Below are 23,273 nucleotides of genomic sequence, written 5' to 3' on the forward strand. Positions count from 1 at the left end.
ATTCTTTGTAATTTCATAGACACGTAGAATAGAAAAACCCCGTTTTTTGGCACTTTGGCCAATTTTCGGGGTTTTGTTTCTCTAAATTACGGATTAATTCACTGAATTACAAATGTTTATTTAATTCTGAATGTACCTTTTATAGGAGTGAAAATATTCAAAAAAAAGCCCGAAAGCGTTTGTTTTCGGGCTTTTTTTTGTCGATATAGCTATTGAGAATCGCTGTCTTTTTTAAAGACGCGATATACCAGTCCGGCCAGTATAGCTCCGACGATAGGAGCCACGATAAATAACCAGAGTTGCTGTAAAGCGGGTCCGCCTACAAAAATGGCCTGACTAATACTACGTGCCGGGTTTACAGAGGTGTTGGTCACAGGAATACTAATCAGATGAATCAGGGTGAGGGCAAGTCCGATAGCAATTCCTGCAAAGCCCGCAGGGGCTCTTTTGTCGGTGGCGCCGAGGATTACGATAAGAAACATAAATGTCATCACGATTTCTGTGAGTAATGCCGCCTGCATACTGTAACCACCCGGCGATTGGTCGCCGTAACCATTGGAGGCAAAACCGCCGATATCACTGCCATTTCCAGTGGCGATAACATAGAGTATGCCCGCAGCCAATAAACCGCCCAATATCTGAGCTACGATATAGGGAGCTAGTTCTTTTCCACTAAAGCGCCCTCCGATAAATAATCCTACAGATACCGCAGGGTTGAGGTGTGCTCCCGAAATGTGCCCCAAACTATACACAATGGTCAGTACAGTTAAACCAAAGGCTAGGGCAACTCCTAGAAATCCGATTCCTGTTTCTGGAAATGCCGCCGCCAGAACTGCACTTCCGCATCCTCCCAGCACCAGCCAGAAAGTACCGATAAATTCAGCTAAAAATTTTTTCATAGGTTATTAATTAAGTTAAACTAACAATAGGGAGTCTCGTTAAATGTATTGAAGGAAAAGTAGTTACAGATTGTATTGCTCCTGCATGATTTCGTATTGTTCCATGATGCCATCCATACCAATAGTAGCTATGAGTGTGATGAAGTATACAAAATAGGCAAGGTTCAACACTATGCCGATAATGGCGATAATCTTTGCCGTTTTTACATTGTTGTAGTTGCTGTACAATTCGGGTTCTAATTTATATTTTTTTGTGTCTTTGTTGGCCAGAACTAGAGCTATGACTGCAGGTATAATCCCCAAGCCGTAAAAACAGCAACACAGTAAAGAGGCGATTCCGAGTACAAGAGCCATGGTGGCATTTGGTAATTTTTGCGTTTCCATAAGTAAAGTTTAGTTTGTTTAAATGAATTTAAGCATATAATTTCCAAGAATAAAGACAACGCTGATTGCGGCCAATATCCATGAGACATTTGAAAGCTTACTCTTTTCCCAAAGCTTATCCGCCAGCAATGAGGCAAAAAATAATACGAGGGGGTAGATGGCAGGGTACATGTGAAAAGCTCCGATAAAATCACCTTCAAATATAAGGGCAATAGCGCGCTGCATTCCACATCCCGGGCATTCTATGCCGAGAATTTGCTTGTTGATGCAGGGAAGCATATAGTGATCTGCCTTCAAAATTGAAAAAGGTATTTGTACGGTTATCTAAATTAATATTATTTTTGAGAAAAAGAAATATGCGCCTTAAAAATCACCCTTTGTTTTATCTTTTTCTGATTGTTATCGGAGCAGTTATGGCTTTTGTAGGCCAGGGACAAGGAGGCGAAGACAAGCCTTATATACTGATAGTGGGATTTGTTTTGTTGATGTACGGTCTCTACGGGACTGCCACAAAATGGGTAAAAGACAATCCGCGTCAAGATGAAGAGGATGATTCAGACGAGGATGAAGAGGAAACCACATAATTTAGGATTTCGGAGATGGAAGAAATAGGAAAGGGAGACCGGATAGAGGTTATAGACGATTCGCTTCGCGGGGATGTGATCGGTGTAGAGAAGGGGATACTTGTAGTGCGTACTGATGAGGGTTTTGAGTTGCGCCTGTCTAAGGCCGAGGTGGTAAAAATACCCGATGAATCCTTGTTGCACAATACCTCTTTGTCCCCCGAAAAATACCTTGCACATAAAGAACAACCCAAGCGAAGAAAAAAACCGACACCTAAGGCTAAAGAACGCGATATGCCAGGGATGGAAGTAGACCTTCATATCGAAAAATTGGTGTCGTCTGTAAAGGGGCTCAGCAATCACGAGATGCTCAATATTCAATTAGACACGGCTAGGAGACAACTGGAATTTGCTATTCGAAAACGGATCAGGAAGGTGGTGTTTATACACGGTGTGGGCGAAGGGGTGCTCAGAGCTGAACTCGAATTTCTCTTCGGTCGATACGACAATCTCAAATATTACGACGCGGATTACCGAAAATACGGAATGGGAGCTACCGAAGTTTATATCTACCAGAATGCGTAAAATATCGCTATCTTTGCAACCTTAAAAATATGAACTTATGCAAAATGGAATTTATGCGAGATTCCACACCACTAAAGGGGAAATCCTCGCAAAACTCACTCACGATAAGACGCCTGGTACGGTTGGAAACTTCGTTGGACTGGCAGAAGGAACCTTAAAAAATGACGTAAAAGAGGAAGGACAGCCTTATTACGACGGATTGAATTTTCACCGAGTAATCCCGGATTTTATGATTCAGGGTGGATGCCCTCAGGGAACCGGCGTAGGAGGTCCTGGCTATCAGTTTGACGACGAGTTTCATCCGAACCTCAAACACAGCGGTCCAGGCGTGCTTTCGATGGCCAATGCCGGCCCGGGTACCAATGGAAGCCAGTTCTTTATCACTCATGTAGAAACGGCTTGGTTGGACAACAAGCATACGGTATTTGGTTTTGTAGAAGAAGGTCAGGATGTGGTAAATGCCGTTCAACAGGGAGATCGTATAGAAAAGCTGGAAATTGTAAGAGTAGGTGAAGAGGCAGAACAATGGGATGCCGTTGAGGCCTTTAGAAAATTTGAAGCCTCTAAAGAAGAGCGACTCGCCTTGGAAAGAGAGCGGGCAGAATCGGCTTTACGCGAGCTTACCGAGGGCTTTGAAAAGACAGAAAGCGGACTTTGGTATAAAATATTGGAAAAAGGAGAAGGAGAAAAAGCTGTGAAGGGAAAAGAGGTTGCGGTTCATTATGAAGGGATGCTTACTGATGGTACCGTATTCGATTCTTCTTTCAGGAGAAATCAGCCCATCAGTTTCCGACTAGGTGCCGGACAGGTAATTTCCGGTTGGGATGAAGGTATTGGTTTGCTCACTACCGGAGGTAAGGCGAGATTGGTAATTCCCCCACAATTGGCCTATGGAAGCCGAGGAGCTGGCGGAATTATCCCTCCCAATGCCACTTTGGTTTTTGATGTGGAACTGGTGAAAGTAGGATGATATAATACGCTGCACAAAGACGCAGTAGTCAAGCTTTGCAGTGAGCAGGAAGAGTTTCCTGATGTTCGATAAAATGAATCGCGGTGGTTTAATTAAAACTATCGCGATTTTTTTTTAGATATGGCATAAGTAGGTGATAGAGAGAATGTATATCTGTGTGAATGTTAACCTTTTGTATAAACAGACATTAAAAGGCAAACTAATACATTCATACATCATGAAAACACAATCCAATACTTACAGTTTTTTAAGGGGGTGCTACCTCTTAGTGTGCAGACTGTTTTGTTTTTCAGAAAAGCAAACTGTTGCGAAGACCAAATTCGGACTAATGTCGCTTTTGTTCGCTATTGTACTGCTTTGCAGCTGTGATAATGACAGTGACAACAATGACGACATGGACGACAATTTGCCTCCTGAAGAAAATTTGTTTGACTGTGAGGCGAGTATCGACTTTGAAGATCAAACTCTAAACGAAACATTCACTCCCGGTGTTAACTTTACCGCTTCTGAACACTCGGTGTACATCGGAGATTTTACATTTGGAGATGGCACTTCCTATGCTGAAGATACAGCTCAAATACAAAACAGCATCAGTCCTGATAGTACCGGATTGAGACTTTGGTTTGAAAATACTAAAGCAGGCTTTTATTTTGGCGGTGATCTCAGTGGTCTCAGTTTGCGGTATAGCGATTACGGAGGTAATTCAAATATTGTGGTCAATGGCGAGTTGGTCATATTTAAAGAATTTTCTGAGATAGACGGTACTACTATTAGTGGCGTAGATATTTCGGCTCGCATTGATACCCCCAGTTATATCAGTGACTTGGGAATACTTCAATTAGATGGTGACATAAGGTCTTTTGCTATAGGTGGACAGGAATTGGCCGTAGACAACCTCTGTGTTCAGTATGCCGAAACTTCTGGAGATTGTGATGTAAACATGGCTTTTGAAGATCAAACCTTAGGCGAAGTTTTAACTTATGGAGATGAAATTACCGCTTCGGGATACACGGTTAATTTGCAGGAGTTTACGTTTGGAGATGGTGATACCACTGACGAGGGAGAGGTCTATGTGAGCAATAACCTTATGGCCGGTGGTTCCGGATTGGATATCGGGTTTAACAATCTCAATGCAAATTTTGACTTTGACACTGGCATCAGCGGTCTAAGCATGCGATATGGTGCTTATGGAGGAAATTTGAATATAGAGATCAATGGCGAATTTGTCAATTTTGAACAATTTTCAGAAATAGACGGTACCACCATAGGAGGCGTTGAGTTGAGCTTACCGGTATACGGGGGCGATAGAGGTATATTGAAGCTGAGCGGTACTATATCTTCACTGCTTATAGGCGGACAGGAACTTTGGATAGACGATGTGTGCATTTCATTGCCATAGTAATCAGCCTTGCCACATATTTATTAAAAAAGGAGCGATAACACTGTGTTTGTCGCTCCTTTTTTATGGTGATATATTACAATACCTTCTGTTTAGTCGAGGTTAGGTTGTGGCGTAAGCCTTAGATAAGGTTTTACTTCTTTAAAGCCCTTTTTGAATATACCTGTAGCCTCTTCGTTGGAAATTGCAGGAGAGATAACTACATCTTCACCGTTTTTCCAGTTTGCAGGAGTGGCCACTTTGTGATACTGAGTGAGTTGTAAAGAATCGATAACTCTCAGCAGTTCGTCAAAGTTTCTACCGGTAGAAGCCGGATAGGTGATTATCAATTTGATGGTCTTGTCTGTACCAATTACATAAACCGAACGAACAGTAAGTGTAGAGTTGGCATTGGGGTGGATCATGTCGTAAAGGTCGGAAACCTTGCGGTCTTCATCGGCAATGATAGGGAAGTTGACCGTGGTAGATTGGGTTTCGTTGATGTCCTTAATCCAGCCTTTGTGCGATTCCAGTCCGTCTACGCTAAGTGCAAGTACTTTTACATTTCTCTTAGCAAATTCGTCCTTGTATTTTGCTACAGCTCCGAGTTCGGTAGTACATACCGGGGTGTAATCTGCGGGGTGTGAAAAGAGAATGCCCCATCCGTCTCCGAGGTATTCGTAGAAGTCTATTTCTCCTTCGGAGGTCTGCGCCTTAAAGTTTGGAGCCTTATCTCCTAATCTCAGTGTACTCATAACTTTATTTTTAATGTTGTTTTTATATAAAACTATTTAGTCGATAAAATTAGTAGACTAATATGAGAAAACGAAATTTTGGGCATAAAAAATTTAAATAAAGGAATAGTTTTTTGCAATGGATAGAGCGGGTTTACTGTTTTTTCCATTTTATGTTACACCCTATACTGGGTTTTTGCACTTCACTGACGCTTTGTCCGTTTAACAAAGCGTCTAGAGCTCCTCTGAGGTCATGGCCTGTTACCGGAATGCCGTTTCCCGGTCTCGCATCGTCCAACTGTCCTCGATATACGAGGAGGAGCTCGGCATTGAAGATATAGAAATCGGGAGTACAGGCGGCGTCGTACGCTTTGGCTACCTCTTGTGTTTCGTCGTAGAGGTATGGGAAAGTAAATCCTTGTTCTGCTGCGTTTTTAGTCATGAGTTCTGGGGAGTCTTGAGGGTAATTTTCTACGTCGTTGCTGGAGATGGCTGCAAAGGCGATTCCCCTTGGAGTGTATTCTTTAGCTAAGGCTGCAATCCCGGGATTGACTAGTTGTACGAAAGGGCAGTGGTTGCATATAAACATGATTACCGTAGCCTTTTTTCCTCTAATGCTATCGAGATTTATATGTTTTCCCGAAACCGTATCGGGAAGCTCAAATGGAGCTGCTTTTGTTCCTAAGGGAAGCATATTACTGGGTGTCCTTGCCATTTTTATCTGTAAAAAAACTAAAATAGAGGTATAGGTATATGAGCGATACCTGCGAGAGGCTAAGTTACAATTTTTTGTGAAACCTCTCTTGTACGGGGTATTTTACTGTAGTATTTTTGAGGGTGTAACAACTAATTAAACCTTAGTAATATGGAAATAAGCTGGAGTGATTTTGCAAAAGTAGAGATGCGCATAGGCACCATTGTTGAAGTTCGCAATTTTCCCGAGGCACGTAAGCCTGCTTATCAGCTAGTTATCGATTTTGGAAAAGAAGTCGGAATACGCAAGTCGTCGGCTCAGATTACCAAAAGATACAAAAAGGAAGAGCTGTTGAATCGTCAGATTGTAGCCGTGGTGAATTTTCCGAAAAAACAAATCGCAAATTTTATGAGTGAATGCCTGATTATAGGTGCTGTAGGCGATGAAGGAGATGTGGTGTTGCTCGCCCCCGATTTTAAAGTGGAAAACGGACAGAGGATTGCTTGATAGCATATTCCTCTATCCGTTTTAAGTTTATGGAACTACATTAATTTGTTGAAGAAAATCGCATTCATCAACAACTTATTAGTGCCAAACCAGAAGGCTCTGAAATTGGTGTTGTCGGTAAACAAAATAACTCTTCCTTTGCCCGATTTTAGCACCTTAAAGGGGACGGATTCTTTCAGTAGTTCGAGGTTTTCTTCAGAGATATACCCGCTTACAAGAGGGGTGTCGGTATATTGAATAGGATTGTTGTAGCTCTGTTCGCTGGGTTCCATAAAAACATTGGTATTTCGAAACAGCGCTATGTCAGTGTTTTTATACCCAAAATTTATAGGGTGTGACCGATCGGTGGTCGCTTTAAATATAGCACCACCCGTTACCTGTGCTCCGCGAAAATTCCGCTGTTCTTCAAAAGTGATGTCTTTGGCGACAATGGCTTTCTTTCTGAGGTTTACATCGATAAGTTCATTGCTTTTTAGCCAATTTATAGCATTTCTGTAAGCGATAAGTGTACCTCCTTCTTTTACCCATTTCTTTAGCTTATTGGCAATAGAGCTGTCTATACCACTTCGAGTATTGGTGATTATAAAGGTGTTGTATTTGTCGAGGTTTACCCGGTTAAAATAACTCTCGTCTATTTTGGTGACGGGGATATTGTATCGCTGATCTAGTAAGTGCCACACTTCTCCAGCATCATATGGGGTAATGCCAATGCCAGTAAGCATAGCTATTTTTGGAGTGTTGAGTGTTCTGAATTGACTACTGCCGAGATCTGTCCCTATGGCGTGTCCGGTAGATACACCCTGTATTTCTATATGTGATTCTTCGGCAACTCTCGTTAAAAAAGAGTATAGCTCATCGCTGTTTATGATTTGGTTTTGTACCGGAATCATTACGGTACCGTAATCGTACTGCTGTCCGTTTATGGAGAAAACTTTTTTCCCCACCTTGGCGCGTATCCCTTTTTGCAGTATTTGATAGAGGGCTTTCGGAGTGTAGTACTCATGCCACTCAAACAGATAGGCATAGTTGCTTTTTTCTGTGACTTTCCCTTTTGGAAGTTGGAGATCTTCGATTTTACGACCGGTATGAGAGCTGTTTGTGTCGGTGTAATCCAGGCCAAATGCCAAGGGAAAAGTCCAGGATGAAATATCGTAGAAGAGGCTGTCTGTAAACTCGGTGCGGGTTTCGAACATAGCCTCAATAATCTTGAAATTTTTCTGATTACGGGGTACGATATAGCTATACCCTTTTTTGTACACTTTGCCTTTTTCTGTAAAATCGTCGGCCACATCGTATAATTCGATTTGGTGTTTTTTGAGTACTTCTGCCAGATGATAGGTTTTGGCCGCATCTTTTTCATCGCCAAATACTATGGCACTACCTTTACTTTTTGCAGCTTCTGAACGGGTTTTGTCGTAGAAATCTCGTTGGTAGTCGAGCAGTTTTTTTCGCATGTTTTTAGCTGCTTCAAGTGTAGAAAGGGCAGTGGTGAACTGGTTTTTTATGGTAAAGGGAAAGGTCAGAAGTCCGTTGTCACTTTCCTGTATATGTCCTCTTGAGCTACCCTGCTCAAAGAGGATGCCCACTCCGCCGTTTATATCGGGAAAAGTAGAGCCTTTACCGTAATAGAAATCGTCGTAATTCTCTTCTGAAAAATAGAGCGATCCGATGCTGTCTAGGGCCTTTATATGAAACTCTGCGATCTCTCTGGTCAGTTCTTGGTTCATTTCGGAGGTGAGTGGGTGTACTCGTGAAGGTTCTCCCGGTTGAAAGAAGAAGGTAGAATTTGTGCCCATTTCGTGGTGGTCGGTAAGGATGTTGGGTAACCATTGGTGGTAGGTAGCTAATCTGGAGCGGCTTTCGGGCAATTGGATAGGAAGCCAATCGCGGTTCATATCAAACCAGTAGTGATTGGTTCTTCCCCCCGGCCATGTTTCGTGGTACTCCCTTTCATTATTATCCGGATTGAGGTTATAGCTCCGATTTGTATTGGCCCAATGGGCAAATCGCTGCATACCGTCTGGGTTAAGAGAAGGGTCAAAGAGTATAACAACGCTCTTGAGTAACTCTTCTATTTCTTGTCCTTGCCCGGCTGCGAGGTAATAGGCTGCCAACATTGCGGCATTAGACCCGCTGGGCTCGTTGCCGTGAATAGAGAAGCCTTGATATACCACTACAGGCATAGTATCTGTGTTTAGATTTCCGCTTCCCGCTTCGGTGAGTTTGATATGTTGTTGTCGAATATTTTCGATATTACTTTGATTTTCAGGAGAGGAGATGATAAGTAGGGGTAAGGAGCGCCCTTCGTATGTAGTACCTCGTTCTTCCAGGGTAATTCGATTGGATGAAGCAGCTAGTACCTTCATGTATTCGATAAGTTTGTCATGGCTCACGTGCCATTCGCCAACCTCAAAACCGATAACGCTTTTCGGGCTTGGGATATCCGGGTTGTACGTAATGTTTTGAGGTAGGTAATAGTCGAGGTCTGAAGTTTGCTGTGCATACGAAAAGCGTATGAATACCAGTAGAGATAGTAGTGCTAATTTTTTCACGATTGGTTGCTTTTACAGTTGATGATAAATATAAAAAACCGTTCCTTTTTGAGGGGAACGGTCTTAGATTTTTAGAAATTTTGACCTCTAAATGTCGTCAAAACTCAGGTCGGTAAAATTATCGCTGGGAGAAGATTCTCCGTCAATTCCGATAACTTCCTTTTTAAAATCTTTTTGATGACGTTCTGAAATTACCTCTTCTCCTTTTTGGTCTACCACATAATCGGTCATTTCAGTTAGTATTTCCCTAAAAGCCTCAAAATCTTCCTTATAGAGGTAGATCTTGTGTTTTTTGTAGTGGAAAGAACCATCATCATGTGTAAATTTTTTACTTTCCGTAATGGTGAGGTAGTAATCTCCTGCTTTGGTTTCCCTTACATCAAAGAAATAAGTTCTCCTTCCGGCCCGTAAAACCTTAGAGAATATTTCATCTTTCTCAAGTAAATCTTTTTCACTCATAATCCCTCTAATCTTAAATTAGTTGTATAGTTAAACGGAATCAAAAATGTGAAAAAAAATGAAAACAAGCAACAAAAATATTAGATTTCTTTTTCGGGAAGCTGATTTAAATACAGTTTTTTATAATATCCTTCTGTATTTACAAGTTGATTGTGAGTGCCTTGCTGTATTACTTTACCTCCTTCGAGCACAATTATTCTGTCGGCATTTCGTGCTGATGAAACCCTGTGACTCACGATTATGGTAGTCTTATTGCTGGAAACCTTGTGAAGGTGTTTGAGTATTTTTTCTTCTGTTTCCGTATCTACGGCAGAGAGGCAATCGTCAAATAGATAGATTTCCGGGTCTTTGAGCAAGGCTCTGGCAATGGCGATGCGCTGTTTTTGTCCTCCGCTCAATGTAATACCGCGTTCTCCGAGAACCGTGTCGTACTTCTTTGTGAATTTCTCAATGTTTTTGTGTACCTCTGCCCGTTTTGCGGCATTTTTTACCTCTTCGTCGGTGGCTTGCGGTTTTCCGAATTTTATATTGTTTTTGATGCTGTCGGAAAAGAGAAAAGCCTCTTGAGGTACTGCACCTATGGCTCCCCTCAAGTCGTTGAGATTGAGCTCTGTTATAGGGGTGTCGTCTATGAGTATATCTCCTGACTCGGCGTCGTAAAGTCGCGATATCAGGTCGAGTATGGTCGATTTTCCCGATCCTGTATGGCCTATTACAGCCAGGGTTTCGCCGGGATTTAGAGTGAAGGATAGATTTTTTAGGGCGGTGACTCCGGTGTCTTCATAGGTAAATGAAACATCGCGAAATTCTATTTTACCCTTTATCGGGGTATGGGTGCTAATGTGATTCTGTATTTGGGGAACTGAATTCAAAAATTCGTTGATCCTTTTCTGAGAAGCTTCGGCTCGCTGTACTGTGGAGGTGACCCAACCTACTATGGCCACCGGCCAGGTAAGCATAGAGATGTATATGATAAATTCGGCAATGGTACCTACCGTGTCTATATCTCCGTTTATATATTGTTGTCCTCCAACATATATGGCTATAGTACTACTGATACCGATAAGGAGTACCATAAGAGGCATAAACCATGCTTCTACTCTGGCGAGATTCATGCTTTTTTCTTTCCCTTCTTCGGCCAGTTGTTCCAATTCTCTGTTTATTCTGGGGTGTATTCCGTAAGCCTTGATGACGAATATACCGGAAAAGGTTTCCTGAGAAAAAGTAGAAAGGGTGGAAAGGTATTGCTGCACCACGGTACTCTTTTTGTGAATAACCCGGCTTATCTTGTACATGAGTATGGAGAGTATGGGAAGGGGAATAAGACTGTACATAGCCATGGTGGGAGATTTGTAAAACATAATTGGGACAACGCACAAAAAAAGTGTAAGTGTCTGAATGCTATACATCACTGCCGGACCTGTGTACATACGCACCTGATTGACATCCTCACTGATACGGTTCATCAAGTCGCCCGTACGGTTCTTTTTGTAAAAATTAAGAGAGAGTTTTTCGTAATGGGCAAATATTTCGTTTTTGAGGTCGTACTCTACATATCTGGAAACATTGATTATGGTTTGGCGCATCAGGAAGGTAAAGAAGGCAGAAAGAAGGGTGGTTCCTACAATAACCAATATATTGGTGAGCAGAAGGGCGGTGAACTGTGCCCTATCGGCATTCGGATCGGAGAGGAATTGTTCTACCGCCGCTATAGATTTGCTGACATAGGGAGGCATAATCAGGGAAAATATCCGAGCTATAATGGTAATTACAATACCGATTAGAATTTTTGTTCTGTACTTTTTAAAGTATTTGTTGATGTATTTCAGTTCTTTCATAAAATCGTCAAAAACGAAGCTGTGTGTATCGGAGCAAAGATACGGGATTCAAAACAATTACGGGTATACTAAAAGGATGGGATGTGCGGATTTTGTGTGAATTTTACAATTGAATTTGTGCGATATGACAGGAAATACAAATTATTTGTATAGGGGGTGAGCACCCGAAAATGCTATGGTGGTATGTGGTGTCTGATTGAAAATTGAGTTAAGGTAATATAAAAAACTTGTAATTTGAAATCGGAAACCTTTATTTTTGCAGGGCGAAAGAATAGTTCTATCGCCTCGATTTTTCAAGACAGGTTCTTTAATATGCTAACAAGAAGACATATTCGCGTTAAGGTAATGCAGTCTATCTACGCACTCACACAGTCTCAGGAGGCTGATTTGGATAAGGAAGAAAAGTTTCTTTCTACAAGTATGGAGAATATGTACGACCTCTATCTGATACTGCTCAACCTGTTGAGGGAAATGAGCAAAATGGCTGGGGAGAAGCTTTCAGCTTCCGAAAAGAAATATCTCGCCACAGATGAAGAAAAAAATCCCAACAGGAAATTTGTAGACAATCAGGTGATTGCCTTGCTGGTGAATAACGTCAGTATTTCCGACGAACTGGAAAACAAAAAATTGAACAACTGGTATCTCGACGAGGAGTACGTAAAAGTATTGCTCCGAGAAATGGAGGAAAGCGAGTTTTATCGCTCTTATATGTCTACAAGAGAGTCGACATTTCAGGAAGATAAAGAATTTGTTCAGGAGCTTTTCAAGGAGGTGATAGCACCAAATGAAAAACTCTATGAATATATAGAGGACTACAATCTGACCTGGGTTGACGATTTGCCGCTGGTAAATACTTTTATTTTAAAACAATTCAGAAAGGTGAAACCTTATGCGGAGGAGTCTTATTTTCTTCCTAGGCTTTTTAAAGACGACGACGACAGGTTCTTTGCTAGAGAACTCTTCAGAAAAACATTGCTGAACGACGAGATACTGGCAAAGGAGATAGCCGGAAAGACTCCGAATTGGGATGCCGATCGCATTGCCGAAGTAGATGAGGTGCTGTTGAAGATGGCTATATGTGAATTTTTGAAATTTCCGTCCATACCTGTTAAAGTGACGATGAATGAATATCTCGAGATTGCCAAGGAGTACTCTACGCCCAAGAGCAGTATTTTTATCAACGGTATACTCGACAAAATGGTAAAGGAGTTCCAATCGGCCAATAAATTGAACAAAGCGGGGCGTGGATTAATCTAATTATCCTTATTTTTACACCGTTTAGTAAAAGAATTAATTATATATGATTATGAAAAAAGTTTTATTACTCGCATTTGCAGTGGCAGCTTTTACAGCTTGTAAAGACAATGCCACCAGTAAGGTGAAATCTGAAAACGTAGAACAGGCTGCTATCAGAGATGAGGCTTCTAAGAAGTTTCCCGTAGTCGAGTTTGATAAAGTAGAACACGATTTTGGCACCATTGAAAAAGGTAAGCCGGTAGAGACGGTGTTTAAGTTTACCAATACAGGCGAAGCTCCTCTTGTTATTACCGATGCTACCAGCAGTTGCGGGTGTACAATTCCGGAATATCCTAAAAACGAACCTATAGCTCCAGGAGAAACAGGAGAGCTGTTGGTGAAGTACAACGGTTCAGGACAGGCTGCTATCTCTAAAACCGTGACCATTGTCACCAATACTGAAAAAGGGAATGAGCAGGTGAGGATAAAGGCTTATGTGGAGGAAGCCGCCAATTAAAACAGTGAAAACTTCTTTAAATTAACTTATGGAATCAATCAGTCAACTTGCTCCTTTTTTATTGATGTTTGTGGTGATCTATTTTTTTATGATTCGCCCGCAGATAAAACGGCAGAAGCAGGAAAAGAAATTTGCATCAGAGCTCAAAAGAGGTGACAAGGTAGTTACCAAAAGCGGGATGCACGGTAAGATTGTAGAATTGAACGATGCCGATCAATCCTGCGTAATAGAAACACTTGCAGGTAAAATAAAGTTTGAACGATCAGCGATTTCCATGGAAATGAGCGCAAAGCTCAAGGCTCCGGAAGTATCAAATAAATAATACTACCCGCACTAAAAAGCAAAAAACCGTCTCGCTGGAGGCGGTTTTTTTGTGCTTATTAAACTTCTAAGCCGTTGATAGAAATTTTTTCTCTTTGATACTGGCTTTCTTTATCGGGTTATTTTTGTTCTGCCGTGATTTTAGCAATTTGTACAATCACTTCAGTAGCTTTTTGCATGCTCTGTACGGGTACGTATTCGTATTTTCCGTGAAAGTTGTGTCCGCCGGCAAATATATTCGGACAGGGGAGTCCCATATACGAGAGTTGAGAACCGTCGGTACCTCCGCGTATAGGTTTGATAATAGGGGTTATTCCCACAGCTTTCATCGCTCGTTCTGCTATCTCTACAATATGGAACACAGGTTCGATTTTTTCGCGCATATTGTAATATTGGTCCTTGATCTCGAGACTTATGACATTGCCATATCGGAAATTCAATTCGTTGGTTATTTTTTGAAGTAGCTCTTTTCGCGCTTCAAACTTGTCAAAATCGTGATCTCTTACAATACCTTCAAGCACGGTGTTTTCTATATCTCCCTTTATGCTGGAGAAGTGAAAAAATCCCTCTGTACCCTCCGTCAATTGCGGTATTTCTCTATGTGGAAGCATATTGGCAAATTTGTTGGCTATCAATATAGAATTTACCATTTTTCCCTTGGCATATCCGGGATGTACACTTTTTCCTTTTATTTTAATGGTAACACCGGCAGCGTTAAAGTTTTCGTATTCCAGCTCTCCTATCTGACTACCGTCCATAGTATAGGCCCATTCCGCTCCAAACTTTTCTACATTGAACTTGCTCGCTCCACGTCCTATTTCTTCGTCGGGCGTAAAACCTACTCTGATTTTCCCGTGTTTGATTTCGGGGTGTTCTATCAAATATTCCATGGCGGTTACGATTTCCGTAATTCCGGCTTTGTCATCTGCCCCGAGCAAGGAGGTGCCATCGGTAACGATAAGAGTTTGCCCTTTGTACTGTATAAGGTCTTCAAAATAACGCGGAGAGAGAATGATATTTTCCTCTTTGTTTAACACTATGTCTTTTCCGTCGTATTTTGGTATAACTCGGGGTTTTACATTAGCACCGTTAAAATCGGGAGAGGTATCCATATGTGCGATGAAACCTATTACAGGAACCTCGCGATCTATATTAGATGGCAGTGTTGCCATCACATAACCGTTCTCGTCTACCGAAACATCTTGCATGCCGATGCTTTTGAGTTCTTCAACCAATTTGTTGGCGAGAATCCATTGCTTGGCAGTACTTGGGGTGGAGGTCGATTTAGGGTCGGATTGGGTGTCTATGGTCACATAGCTGATAAAGCGGTCTATTATCTTCTGCATTCCAAAAAAATTTTTACGAAAATACTACGAATAGCGGTAATTATAAAATTTTGAACCGCTTCTTTGTCAACAGAAATTGGGCTATTTTTGCACTAATAGGACAGCTTGATCTCCTTGTACCTCACACCGTGGGGCCCAGCGTTTATTCCCAGAGTTTAGCTCTGTCAAAATTTGTATCTTTCCGGAAAATTTCGGCAATAATTTAATACCTGTAATACCATGGCAAAAGAGAAAGGGGTTGTCGCCTGTAACGGATTGGACGATTATATGACCAGAGTCACCGATGGAAAACATGTCTTTTTTGTCGACGAGCCGGAAAGTGCAGGGGGAAAAGACAAGAAGGCTTCACCTTCAGATTATCTTTTGGGTGCTTTGGCGTCTTGTACAGCGATAACCATGCGGATGTATGCTCAGCGAAAAGAGTGGTCGCCTGGAGCGATAAACGTACGAGCCTTCTTCGCCCCTGTGATGGCATCGGAAGGAGTGCAACAGCGAATCTGGAAAGAAGTCTCTTTTGAAAATGAACTTTCAGAAGCACAGATAAAGCGCATGATGGAAATTGGGGAAAAGTGTCCTGTAAGTAGAGTGTTGGGTACAGCCATACCGATGGAGATGAAAAATGTAAAGTGGAGTACCGAGGAAAAGTAGTCGAATATAGTTTACAATTGTTGAGATGTTACAGTTGATTCGAAATGTTTAAATAGGAATAAAGAAACTGTCGATCGAAAAATCTAATATTGTATATTTGTGCCTTTGAACTTTTTTGATAGAAGTTTAAACAGGTTTTTATCAAGGCTAAAAGCCATTTTTTAAGGTGTTTTTTGAATTGTTGTGCTGAGACTTCACGATAAATATTTTGAACCGTTCATTTCTGCGACCGATATCGATCGGTCGGTAGAACGTTTAGCGCGACAAATTAGCAGTGATTTTCCAGGAGAGGTGCCGATTTTTGTAGTGGTGCTAAACGGTGCTTTTATGTTTGCTTCAGACTTTTTGAAAAAGTACCCTAGGAACTGCAAAATATCTTTTGTGAAACTGGCCTCATATCAAGGGACTTCTTCTTCAGGACAGGTAAAGCACCTTATCGGCTTGGAGGAAAATGTAGAAGGACAGACTGTAATTGTGCTGGAAGATGTGATCGATACAGGAAATACTCTGGTGGAAATTCACCGTATATTTTCCGGTATGAATGTTAAAAAAATTAGGGTGGCCACGCTTTTTTACAAGCCAGAAGCCTACAAGCAGTCGTTTCCTGTCGATTATGTGGGTATGAAATTACCTGAGCGTTTTGTCGTAGGATATGGTCTTGATTACGACGGATTGGGAAGAAACCTCCCTGAAATATACCAATTAAAAGAAAGAAATATGATTAATTTAGTACTCTTTGGAAAGCCGGGAGCTGGCAAGGGAACTCAGGCAGTTTTTTTAAAGGAAAAGTACAATTTGGTACACATTTCAACAGGTGATGTGTTTAGGTACAATATCAAGGGAGAGACCGAGCTCGGAAAACTGGCAAAGCAGTATATAGATCGAGGTGAGCTAGTTCCTGATGAGGTGACCATCAATATGCTGCAAGCTGAGGTAGATAAGAATCAGGGAGCGGAGGGATTTATCTTTGACGGTTTTCCGAGAACTACTGCCCAGGCTGATGCCTTAGATCAATTGTTGAAAGCTAAAGGGATGAGTGTCAGCGCGACCATAGCGTTAGAAGCCGATGACGAGGTCTTGATCGGCAGATTACTCGAACGTGGAAAACTAAGTGGGAGAAGCGATGATCAGGACGAGAGCAAGATCAGGTTTCGCTTTGAAGAGTACAACCAAAAGACGGCTCCTCTTATCGATTACTACAAGAAGAGGGGTAAGTTTTTTAGCGTAAATGGTATAGGGAGTATAGAGGAGATAACAACTCGTTTGTCGGAGGTTATAGAAAAACTGGATACTGCGGTAAACAAATAATCCGAATTTAGGATAAGAGCCATAGACTATGACGGAGGGGAATTTTGTCGATTACGTAAAAATATATATTTCGTCGGGAAATGGGGGAAAAGGATCTGCCCACCTGAGGAGAGAGAAGTACGTACCCAAAGGTGGACCAGACGGCGGTGACGGCGGACGAGGTGGACATATAATAGTGAGGGGGGACAAAAACTTGTGGACGCTTTTCCATTTCAAATTTAAAAAACACTTCCGTGCTGGACACGGCGAACACGGAGGGAGTAGTAGAAGTACCGGAGCCGATGGGAGCGATGTGTATTTAGATGTGCCTCCGGGAACTGTGATAAAAGATACGGAAACGGGACAGATGCTGTTTGAAATCACTGAAGACGGAGAAGAAAAGGTTGTAGCCCGTGGAGGTAAAGGAGGTCTTGGAAACTGGCATTTTAGGTCGTCCACCAACCAAACACCGCGCTATGCGCAACCCGGACTGGAAGGAGAGGAGAAAAATATAACCTTAGAACTAAAAGTGTTGGCCGACGTAGGACTGGTAGGTTTTCCTAATGCGGGAAAATCGACCCTACTTTCGGTGGTCACCGCAGCCAAGCCCAAGATAGCTGATTACGAATTTACCACCCTAAAACCCAATCTGGGAATAGTACAGCATCGGGATTTTCAAACTTTTGTAATGGCCGATATTCCCGGAATTATTGAGGGTGCAGCCGAGGGAAAAGGACTCGGACACTATTTTTTGAGGCATATTGAACGCAATTCTATACTGTTGTTTTTAATACCTGCTGATAGCGATGATATCGCAAAACAGTACAGTATACTGCTAGACGAACTAAGGAGGTATAATCCTGAGATGTTGGATAAGAACCGGCTCATCGCTATCTCTAAATCGGATATGCTGGATGAGGAACTCAGATCTGAAATGAACGACGATCTTCGCAATGCTTTTGACGGTACTCCCTATATTTTTATTTCGTCGGTAGCTCAACAAGGGATACAGGAACTCAAAGATCGCCTTTGGGAGATGCTCAACCGCTAGCAAGGCTAGAGAGTGATACTTTTGCATAAATTGCTTACTTTTGAGAAAAGCAATATGTTATGCGAATTAGTGTTGTATTAATAATTCTTCTGTTTTTTGTGAGCTGCGCTTCCGTGAAAACTGATTACGATCCCTCGGTACAATTTTCTAAATACAGGACTTATGGGTTCTATCCCGATATGCGTTCGGGCTTGAATCAACTCGACGAGAAGAGAATAGTTGTTGAAGTGGAAAGCCTTTTGCGGGCAAGAGGAATGAGTTTGTCAGATCGTCCAGATATGTACATTAATATTTTCACTAAAAGTTATGAGAGACCCTATAACAGTTCTGTGGGAATTGGATTGGGAACCGGAGGCCGCCGAGGTGGAATAGGGATTTCTGGTGGCATCCCCATCTCTATCCGCTCTAATGCTACCTCACAAGAAGTGACTTTCGATTTTATTGATGCCGAAAAGGATGAGTTGTTTTGGCAGGGGGTTTATGAGGTAAAAGTGCGCAAAAACGCGAGTCCGGAAGCCAAACAAGAGGTGTATCGCAAGGTGGTGGAAAAGGTATTTGCTGCCTATCCCCCCGAGATGAAATGACAGAAGCCACCTCAAAAGGGTGGCTTCTTCAAATTTACTGACTAGACTAAATCTATGATTAAGAAATCGCAATAAGTTTTTTAGCCTTGGGTAATGCTTCTTCTCGTTTTGGTAATGTGAGTTTTAGAATGCCATTTTCGTATGAAGCATTGATGTCGTCGTCATTTACAGTATCGGGAAGATTAAAGGTTCTCTTAAAGGAAAAATGGCGGTACTCTCTATGGCTGTATCTCTCGTTTTCCTCATTTTTTTCTTCCTTGTGTTCAGAAGTGACGGTCAACACCTTGTCGTCTACCTCGATATTAAAATCCTCCTTGCTCTTTCCGGGGACTACCAACTCTACTGTAAACTCCTTGTCGTTTTCCTTGATGTTTACAGCTGGAATACGGGTAGCTGTTTGAATACCTCCCATCCAGTCGGGTTTAAAAAAATCTTCGAAAATAGTGGGAAACCAAACATCGTTATTTCTTTTTATAAGGCTCATAATACTGTTGTTTTAAAATTAGACATTTTTGTTTTTCGATTAGTGTATAGCAAATAAAAGTCCAATATTAAAAATAAGACAATTTGTCATTTTACATTTGATTTTCGATGACAAAAAGTCAGTTTTGTTGTTTGCCAAGCCCAGAAAAAGGAGAGAAAGTTGGTGTTGTGATAGAGCGGGATGAAATGGAGGAGTATAAAAAAACTCCCGGGAAAATTAATTCCCAGGAGTTTTTTAATATACTTTTTTGAGTATGATATGAAATCTTAGCTCAAAACTTCTTTTACTTTATCGGCAGCCTCTTGGAACTGTACAGCTGAGTGAACGGCAAGACCTGAATTGTCTATCAGTTCTTTGGCGATTTCGGCGTTCGTTCCTTGTAGTCTTACAATAATTGGAACTTGTATGCTATCTCCCATATTTTTGTAGGCATCTACTATACCTTGAGCAACGCGGTCGCAACGTACAATACCTCCAAAGATATTAACGAGTATAGCTTTTACGTTGGGATCCTTGAGAATGATACGGAAAGCAGTTTCCACGCGTTTAGCATCGGCAGTTCCACCTACATCCAAGAAGTTGGCAGGCTCTCCACCAGCTTGCTTAATAAGATCCATGGTAGCCATAGCCAAACCAGCACCGTTTACCATACATCCCACATTTCCGTCTAGGTCTACATAGTTTAGTCCAACTGCTTTGGCCTCTACTTCTATGGGGTTCTCCTCGCGGAGATCACGCATTTCATTATAGTCTTTATGACGATACAGTGCATTGTCGTCAAGAGTTACCTTGGCATCAACGGCCATAATCTTATCGTCTGATGTTTTTAGTACGGGGTTAATCTCGAACAAGGAAGCATCAGATTTAATATAGGCGGTGTACAGCGCGCTTACAAATTTAGTCATTTCTTTAAACGCAGTTCCGCTGAGTCCGAGGTTAAAAGCAATCCTTCTCGCTTGGAAAGGCTGTAGGCCTACTGCTGGATCGATCTCTTCTGTAAAGATGAGATGAGGAGTTTTTTCGGCAACTTCTTCGATGTCCATTCCACCTTCTGTAGAGTACATTATCATGTTTCTACCCTTGGCACGGTTTAACAATACAGACATATAAAATTCAGAAGTCTCACTATCGCCAGGATAGTACACATCTTCGGCTACCAACACCTGGTTTACTCTTTTCCCTTCCGGAGGGGTTTGCGGAGTTACCAGATCCATACCTATAATCTGCTCAGCTAATTCCTCTACCTGTTTCAGGTCTTTGGCCAGTTTTACACCGCCCCCTTTACCACGTCCACCTGCGTGTATTTGAGCTTTGATAACATGCCAACCGGTTCCGGTTTCCTGAGTGAGTTGTTTTGCCGCCGAAACAGCTTCCTGAGCATTGTGCGCTACGATACCGCGCTGAACCCGTACGCCAAAACCGGCCAGTATTTCTTTTCCCTGGTACTCGTGTAAATTCATAACAAAGATTTCAATCTGTTTGTATTTATTTTTCTTTTTACAAATCGGATTTTTTGTCCGATTGCCTGTGTACACTTAGTCGTAAACCCGACTAAATTGCCGTTTGTTTAAATAAAGTACAAAAGTAACAAACCTACCCTAATATAAACCAGTTTATCCCTGTTTTTTTAAGTAGATGTGCTAAACAGAAAAGGTCTTGATATGGTATTGACACAACCTATATGGCTGTTTGCCGTTGTGAAGATGATATTTTGTTTTATATATCACAAATTGTTTGTTTTTTATTTTATAGTTCCGTTTTTTCTTTTCTCTGTAGGTAAAACATTTATATTTGTGCGCTTATAGTTGAAAATACCGAATATTAATATTGTTATTTATATGAATAATCAGGATCTGTTACAGGTAGCGAATGAATACGGAGCTCCGGTATACGTTTACGATGCAGAGAAAATAATTTCTCAGTACGAAAGACTTACTACTGCTTTTGGAAAGGTAAAGCACCTGAAAATAAACTATGCCGTAAAAGCGCTTTCCAATATTTCGGTGTTAAAGTTACTGAATAAACTCGGAAGCGGATTGGATACCGTTTCACTACAGGAGGTACAGTTGGGTTTAAGGGCAGGATTTTCTCCGGGAGACATTATATTTACTCCCAACGGAGTCTCCTTGGAGGAGATAGAGGAGGTTTCGGCTTTAGGGGTACAGATCAATATCGACAACCTTTCTATATTGGAACAATTCGGAGCCAAACATCCAAATGTTCCGGTGTGTATCCGCATCAACCCTCATGTGATGGCAGGAGGAAACACCAATATTTCGGTAGGTCATATCGATTCTAAATTCGGAATCAGTATTCACCAAATACCACACCTGCTTCGCATTGTTGAAAATACCAAGATGCATATAAACGGCATTCATATGCATACCGGGAGCGATATTCTCGATATAGAGGTCTTCCTATACGCCTCCGAAATTCTTTTTGACACGGCAAAACAGTTTGAAAATCTCGATTTTATCGATTTTGGAAGCGGATTTAAGGTACCTTATAAAGAGGGAGATATAGAGACTAATATAGAAGAATTAGGAAAGAAACTCTCTAAACGGTTCAACGAATTCTGCAAGGAATACGGCAAAGACCTGAGCCTGGCTTTTGAACCCGGTAAGTTTTTGGTGAGTGAGGCCGGGTGTTTTCTGGCTAAGGTAAACGTAGTAAAACAAACTACTTCTACCGTTTTTGCGGGAGTAGACTCTGGTTTTAATCACTTGATTCGCCCTATGCTTTACGGAGCTCATCACGATATTGTCAATATCTCTAATCCCGGCGGGCGTGATCGCTTTTATTCGGTGGTAGGCTATATCTGTGAGACAGATACTTTTGCCAACAACCGTCGCATTGCCGAAATCAACGAAGGAGATGTGCTTTGCTTTAAAAATGCCGGAGCCTATTGTTTTACTATGGCCAGCAATTACAACTCTCGATTTAGACCTGCAGAAGTATTGTGGTATAACGGACAGTCGCATCTCATCCGAAAACGCGAAACCTTCGAAGATCTAGTACGCAATCAGGTAGAGGTCGATTTGAATACGGTAAAACAACAAACAACACAATTGGAGGAAGAAAACATAGCCGTAAAATAAAACCCGTTTTTAAAAGGGAAAGTAGTATACATTCAAATACAAAACCTGTGGTTTGAAGGCTATAACTTCTATACCACAGGTTTTTCTTATTACAAGGCTGTCTTTTATATTTTTATTCTATTGCTGTAAAGTTTGCATCACTCAGCGTTTTCATAAATGCAATCAGCTCTTCTTTTTCTCCTTCTGTAAGAGGAATGCTATTGCCGTTTTCTTTAAGTATAGGATCGAGGTTGGGAGCGTCGATGACGCCATTGTCAAAATAGTCTAGCACCTCTTTTAGAGTAGAGAACTGTCCAAAACTCCCGTAAGGAGCAGTGTATTCTACATTTCTCAACGAGGGTACTCTGAAACTCATATAGTCTTCCGGTTTTCCGGTAACTCTACCGCGGCCGGCCTCATCGGGATTAGGGTTTGTTGGAAATCCTATATTTCTGAAACTTTGGTCGGTAAACAGTTCTGTACTGTGACAAGCTGCACATTTCTGCTCGAAAATTTGATAGCCTCTCAATTCGCTTGCCGTAAAAGCTTCTCCTTCGTTCCGCATCACCCTGTCGTATTTGCTGTTGGCCGAGATCAGGGTGTATTCGTATTGGGCGATGCTGTTGTAAATTCGTTGAGGACTTATCTCTTCGTCTCCAAATGCCTTGACAAATAGTTTTTTGTAGTCCGGGTCATTGCTGAGTTTGTCGATGATTTCGAGAATGGATGAATCCATTTCTTCATGGGTTACAATGGGTACCAGAGGTTGTTTTTCGAGTAGGAGGATATTGCCGTCCCAGTTGTAAAATCTCATAAAGGACATATTCTGTATGGGCGGGGTGTTGCGCAGTCCTATCCTGTGGTGCACTCCTATGGCCTGGGGGCGATTGTCGGTAAAGGCATTGGACTGTTGGTGGCAACTGGCGCAGGAAATACTGTTGTTACTGCTGAGTTTTTTGTCGTGAAACAGTTTTTTGCCCAGTTCCACTCCGTATAGGGTAGGGGGATTGGCTTTTACCGAGGGATTGAGCTCGGGAAAACCTTTAGGAATATATATCGGGATCTCCGGATTGTCATAAAAAAATGAGGCTTCTGTGCCGTCTGCTTCACAGGACAGCAACAGCAGTACGATGGCGAAGATCCCGAATGTCTTTTTCAT

25 protein-coding genes are annotated in these 23,273 nt (G+C 41.7%); 13 read left to right on the forward strand and 12 right to left on the reverse strand.

Going from position 1 to position 23,273, the window contains the following annotated elements; all coding sequences use genetic code 11:
- Positions 1-209 precede the first annotated feature (209 nt).
- The 3 genes from aqpZ to ACYZZR_RS10050 form a co-directional block, all read right to left on the reverse strand.
- On the reverse strand, positions 210-899 hold the full coding sequence (gene aqpZ, locus ACYZZR_RS10040; RefSeq protein WP_461533874.1) for an aquaporin Z: 690 nt from the start codon (positions 897-899) through the stop codon (positions 210-212).
- Positions 900-962: 63 nt separating this feature from the next.
- Positions 963-1,283, reverse strand: coding sequence for a CCC motif membrane protein (locus tag ACYZZR_RS10045; RefSeq protein ID WP_461533875.1), 321 nt, complete (start codon positions 1,281-1,283; stop codon positions 963-965).
- An 18-nt stretch (positions 1,284-1,301) separates the two neighbouring features.
- Positions 1,302-1,580: a DUF2752 domain-containing protein gene (locus ACYZZR_RS10050; protein WP_461533876.1), complete on the reverse strand. Its 279-nt coding sequence runs from the start codon at positions 1,578-1,580 to the stop codon at positions 1,302-1,304.
- An 80-nt stretch (positions 1,581-1,660) separates the two neighbouring features.
- Here ACYZZR_RS10050 and ACYZZR_RS10055 point away from each other — a divergent pair, with 80 nt between their 5' ends.
- From ACYZZR_RS10055 to ACYZZR_RS10070, 4 genes are all read left to right on the forward strand, one after another.
- On the forward strand, positions 1,661-1,867 hold the full coding sequence (locus tag ACYZZR_RS10055; RefSeq protein ID WP_461533877.1) for a hypothetical protein: 207 nt from the start codon (positions 1,661-1,663) through the stop codon (positions 1,865-1,867).
- A gap of 15 nt (positions 1,868-1,882) precedes the next feature.
- Complete coding sequence (locus ACYZZR_RS10060; protein WP_461533878.1) at positions 1,883-2,431, forward strand: Smr/MutS family protein; 549 nt, start codon at positions 1,883-1,885, stop codon at positions 2,429-2,431.
- 37 nt (positions 2,432-2,468) lie between these two features.
- A complete protein-coding gene (locus ACYZZR_RS10065) occupies positions 2,469-3,401 on the forward strand; it encodes a peptidylprolyl isomerase (RefSeq protein ID WP_461533879.1) in 933 nt (310 codons plus the stop codon).
- 328 nt (positions 3,402-3,729) lie between these two features.
- Positions 3,730-4,800 (forward strand): hypothetical protein, encoded by a 1,071-nt coding sequence (locus ACYZZR_RS10070; RefSeq protein ID WP_461533880.1) that lies wholly within the window; start codon positions 3,730-3,732, stop codon positions 4,798-4,800.
- 92 nt (positions 4,801-4,892) lie between these two features.
- Here the strand turns inward: ACYZZR_RS10070 and ACYZZR_RS10075 are convergent, their stop codons facing one another.
- Complete coding sequence (locus tag ACYZZR_RS10075; protein WP_461533881.1) at positions 4,893-5,534, reverse strand: peroxiredoxin; 642 nt, start codon at positions 5,532-5,534, stop codon at positions 4,893-4,895.
- 133 nt (positions 5,535-5,667) lie between these two features.
- The gene (locus tag ACYZZR_RS10080; protein WP_461533882.1) at positions 5,668-6,228 is read right to left on the reverse strand and encodes a thioredoxin family protein; all 561 of its coding nucleotides are present in this window, start codon (positions 6,226-6,228) and stop codon (positions 5,668-5,670) included.
- Positions 6,229-6,378: 150 nt separating this feature from the next.
- On the opposite strand from ACYZZR_RS10080, the gene ACYZZR_RS10085 reads away from it, so the two are divergent.
- Positions 6,379-6,714: a tRNA-binding protein gene (locus tag ACYZZR_RS10085; RefSeq protein ID WP_461533883.1), complete on the forward strand. Its 336-nt coding sequence runs from the start codon at positions 6,379-6,381 to the stop codon at positions 6,712-6,714.
- A gap of 35 nt (positions 6,715-6,749) precedes the next feature.
- Here the strand turns inward: ACYZZR_RS10085 and ACYZZR_RS10090 are convergent, their stop codons facing one another.
- The 3 genes from ACYZZR_RS10090 to ACYZZR_RS10100 all read right to left on the reverse strand — a co-directional run bounded on the left by ACYZZR_RS10090 (position 6,750) and on the right by ACYZZR_RS10100 (position 11,563).
- Entirely contained in the window at positions 6,750-9,266 is a 2,517-nt protein-coding gene (locus tag ACYZZR_RS10090) for a M14 family zinc carboxypeptidase (protein ID WP_461533884.1), read from the reverse strand.
- Positions 9,267-9,353: 87 nt separating this feature from the next.
- Positions 9,354-9,725, reverse strand: coding sequence for a PUR family DNA/RNA-binding protein (locus ACYZZR_RS10095; RefSeq protein WP_461533885.1), 372 nt, complete (start codon positions 9,723-9,725; stop codon positions 9,354-9,356).
- An 80-nt stretch (positions 9,726-9,805) separates the two neighbouring features.
- Positions 9,806-11,563, reverse strand: coding sequence for an ABC transporter ATP-binding protein (locus ACYZZR_RS10100; protein WP_461533886.1), 1,758 nt, complete (start codon positions 11,561-11,563; stop codon positions 9,806-9,808).
- Positions 11,564-11,797: 234 nt separating this feature from the next.
- Here ACYZZR_RS10100 and nusB point away from each other — a divergent pair, with 234 nt between their 5' ends.
- From nusB to yajC, 3 genes are read left to right on the forward strand one after another with little or no spacing between them, the layout of a single operon-like run.
- Positions 11,798-12,820 carry a transcription antitermination factor NusB gene (gene nusB, locus ACYZZR_RS10105; RefSeq protein ID WP_461533887.1) on the forward strand — a complete coding sequence of 341 codons (1,023 nt, stop codon included), beginning with the start codon at positions 11,798-11,800 and terminating at the stop codon, positions 12,818-12,820.
- A gap of 49 nt (positions 12,821-12,869) precedes the next feature.
- Positions 12,870-13,316, forward strand: coding sequence for a DUF1573 domain-containing protein (locus ACYZZR_RS10110; protein ID WP_461533888.1), 447 nt, complete (start codon positions 12,870-12,872; stop codon positions 13,314-13,316).
- Between the two features lie 28 nt (positions 13,317-13,344).
- Positions 13,345-13,638: a preprotein translocase subunit YajC gene (gene yajC, locus ACYZZR_RS10115; RefSeq protein ID WP_461533889.1), complete on the forward strand. Its 294-nt coding sequence runs from the start codon at positions 13,345-13,347 to the stop codon at positions 13,636-13,638.
- 118 nt (positions 13,639-13,756) lie between these two features.
- Here yajC and pepT read toward each other — a convergent pair whose 3' ends face one another.
- Complete coding sequence (gene pepT / locus ACYZZR_RS10120; RefSeq protein WP_461533890.1) at positions 13,757-14,983, reverse strand: peptidase T; 1,227 nt, start codon at positions 14,981-14,983, stop codon at positions 13,757-13,759.
- Positions 14,984-15,202: 219 nt separating this feature from the next.
- Here pepT and ACYZZR_RS10125 point away from each other — a divergent pair, with 219 nt between their 5' ends.
- From ACYZZR_RS10125 to ACYZZR_RS10140, 4 genes are all read left to right on the forward strand, one after another.
- Entirely contained in the window at positions 15,203-15,631 is a 429-nt protein-coding gene (locus ACYZZR_RS10125; RefSeq protein WP_461533891.1) for an OsmC family protein, read from the forward strand.
- A gap of 177 nt (positions 15,632-15,808) precedes the next feature.
- The gene (locus ACYZZR_RS10130) at positions 15,809-16,939 is read left to right on the forward strand and encodes an adenylate kinase (protein ID WP_461533922.1); all 1,131 of its coding nucleotides are present in this window, start codon (positions 15,809-15,811) and stop codon (positions 16,937-16,939) included.
- A 28-nt stretch (positions 16,940-16,967) separates the two neighbouring features.
- Positions 16,968-17,969, forward strand: coding sequence for a GTPase ObgE (obgE, locus tag ACYZZR_RS10135; RefSeq protein WP_461533892.1), 1,002 nt, complete (start codon positions 16,968-16,970; stop codon positions 17,967-17,969).
- A 113-nt stretch (positions 17,970-18,082) separates the two neighbouring features.
- Entirely contained in the window at positions 18,083-18,553 is a 471-nt protein-coding gene (locus ACYZZR_RS10140; RefSeq protein ID WP_461533893.1) for a DUF4136 domain-containing protein, read from the forward strand.
- 58 nt (positions 18,554-18,611) lie between these two features.
- Here the strand turns inward: ACYZZR_RS10140 and ACYZZR_RS10145 are convergent, their stop codons facing one another.
- On the reverse strand, positions 18,612-19,037 hold the full coding sequence (locus ACYZZR_RS10145) for an Hsp20/alpha crystallin family protein (RefSeq protein ID WP_461533894.1): 426 nt from the start codon (positions 19,035-19,037) through the stop codon (positions 18,612-18,614).
- 266 nt (positions 19,038-19,303) lie between these two features.
- Entirely contained in the window at positions 19,304-20,497 is a 1,194-nt protein-coding gene (gene sucC / locus ACYZZR_RS10150; protein WP_461533895.1) for an ADP-forming succinate--CoA ligase subunit beta, read from the reverse strand.
- A gap of 378 nt (positions 20,498-20,875) precedes the next feature.
- Here sucC and lysA point away from each other — a divergent pair, with 378 nt between their 5' ends.
- A complete protein-coding gene (gene lysA, locus ACYZZR_RS10155; RefSeq protein ID WP_461533896.1) occupies positions 20,876-22,135 on the forward strand; it encodes a diaminopimelate decarboxylase in 1,260 nt (419 codons plus the stop codon).
- Between the two features lie 112 nt (positions 22,136-22,247).
- Here the strand turns inward: lysA and ACYZZR_RS10160 are convergent, their stop codons facing one another.
- A complete protein-coding gene (locus tag ACYZZR_RS10160) occupies positions 22,248-23,273 on the reverse strand; it encodes a cytochrome-c peroxidase (RefSeq protein WP_461533897.1) in 1,026 nt (341 codons plus the stop codon).

Source organism: Sinomicrobium sp. (assembly GCA_029266035.1).
GTDB lineage: Bacteria > Bacteroidota > Bacteroidia > Flavobacteriales > Flavobacteriaceae > Sinomicrobium.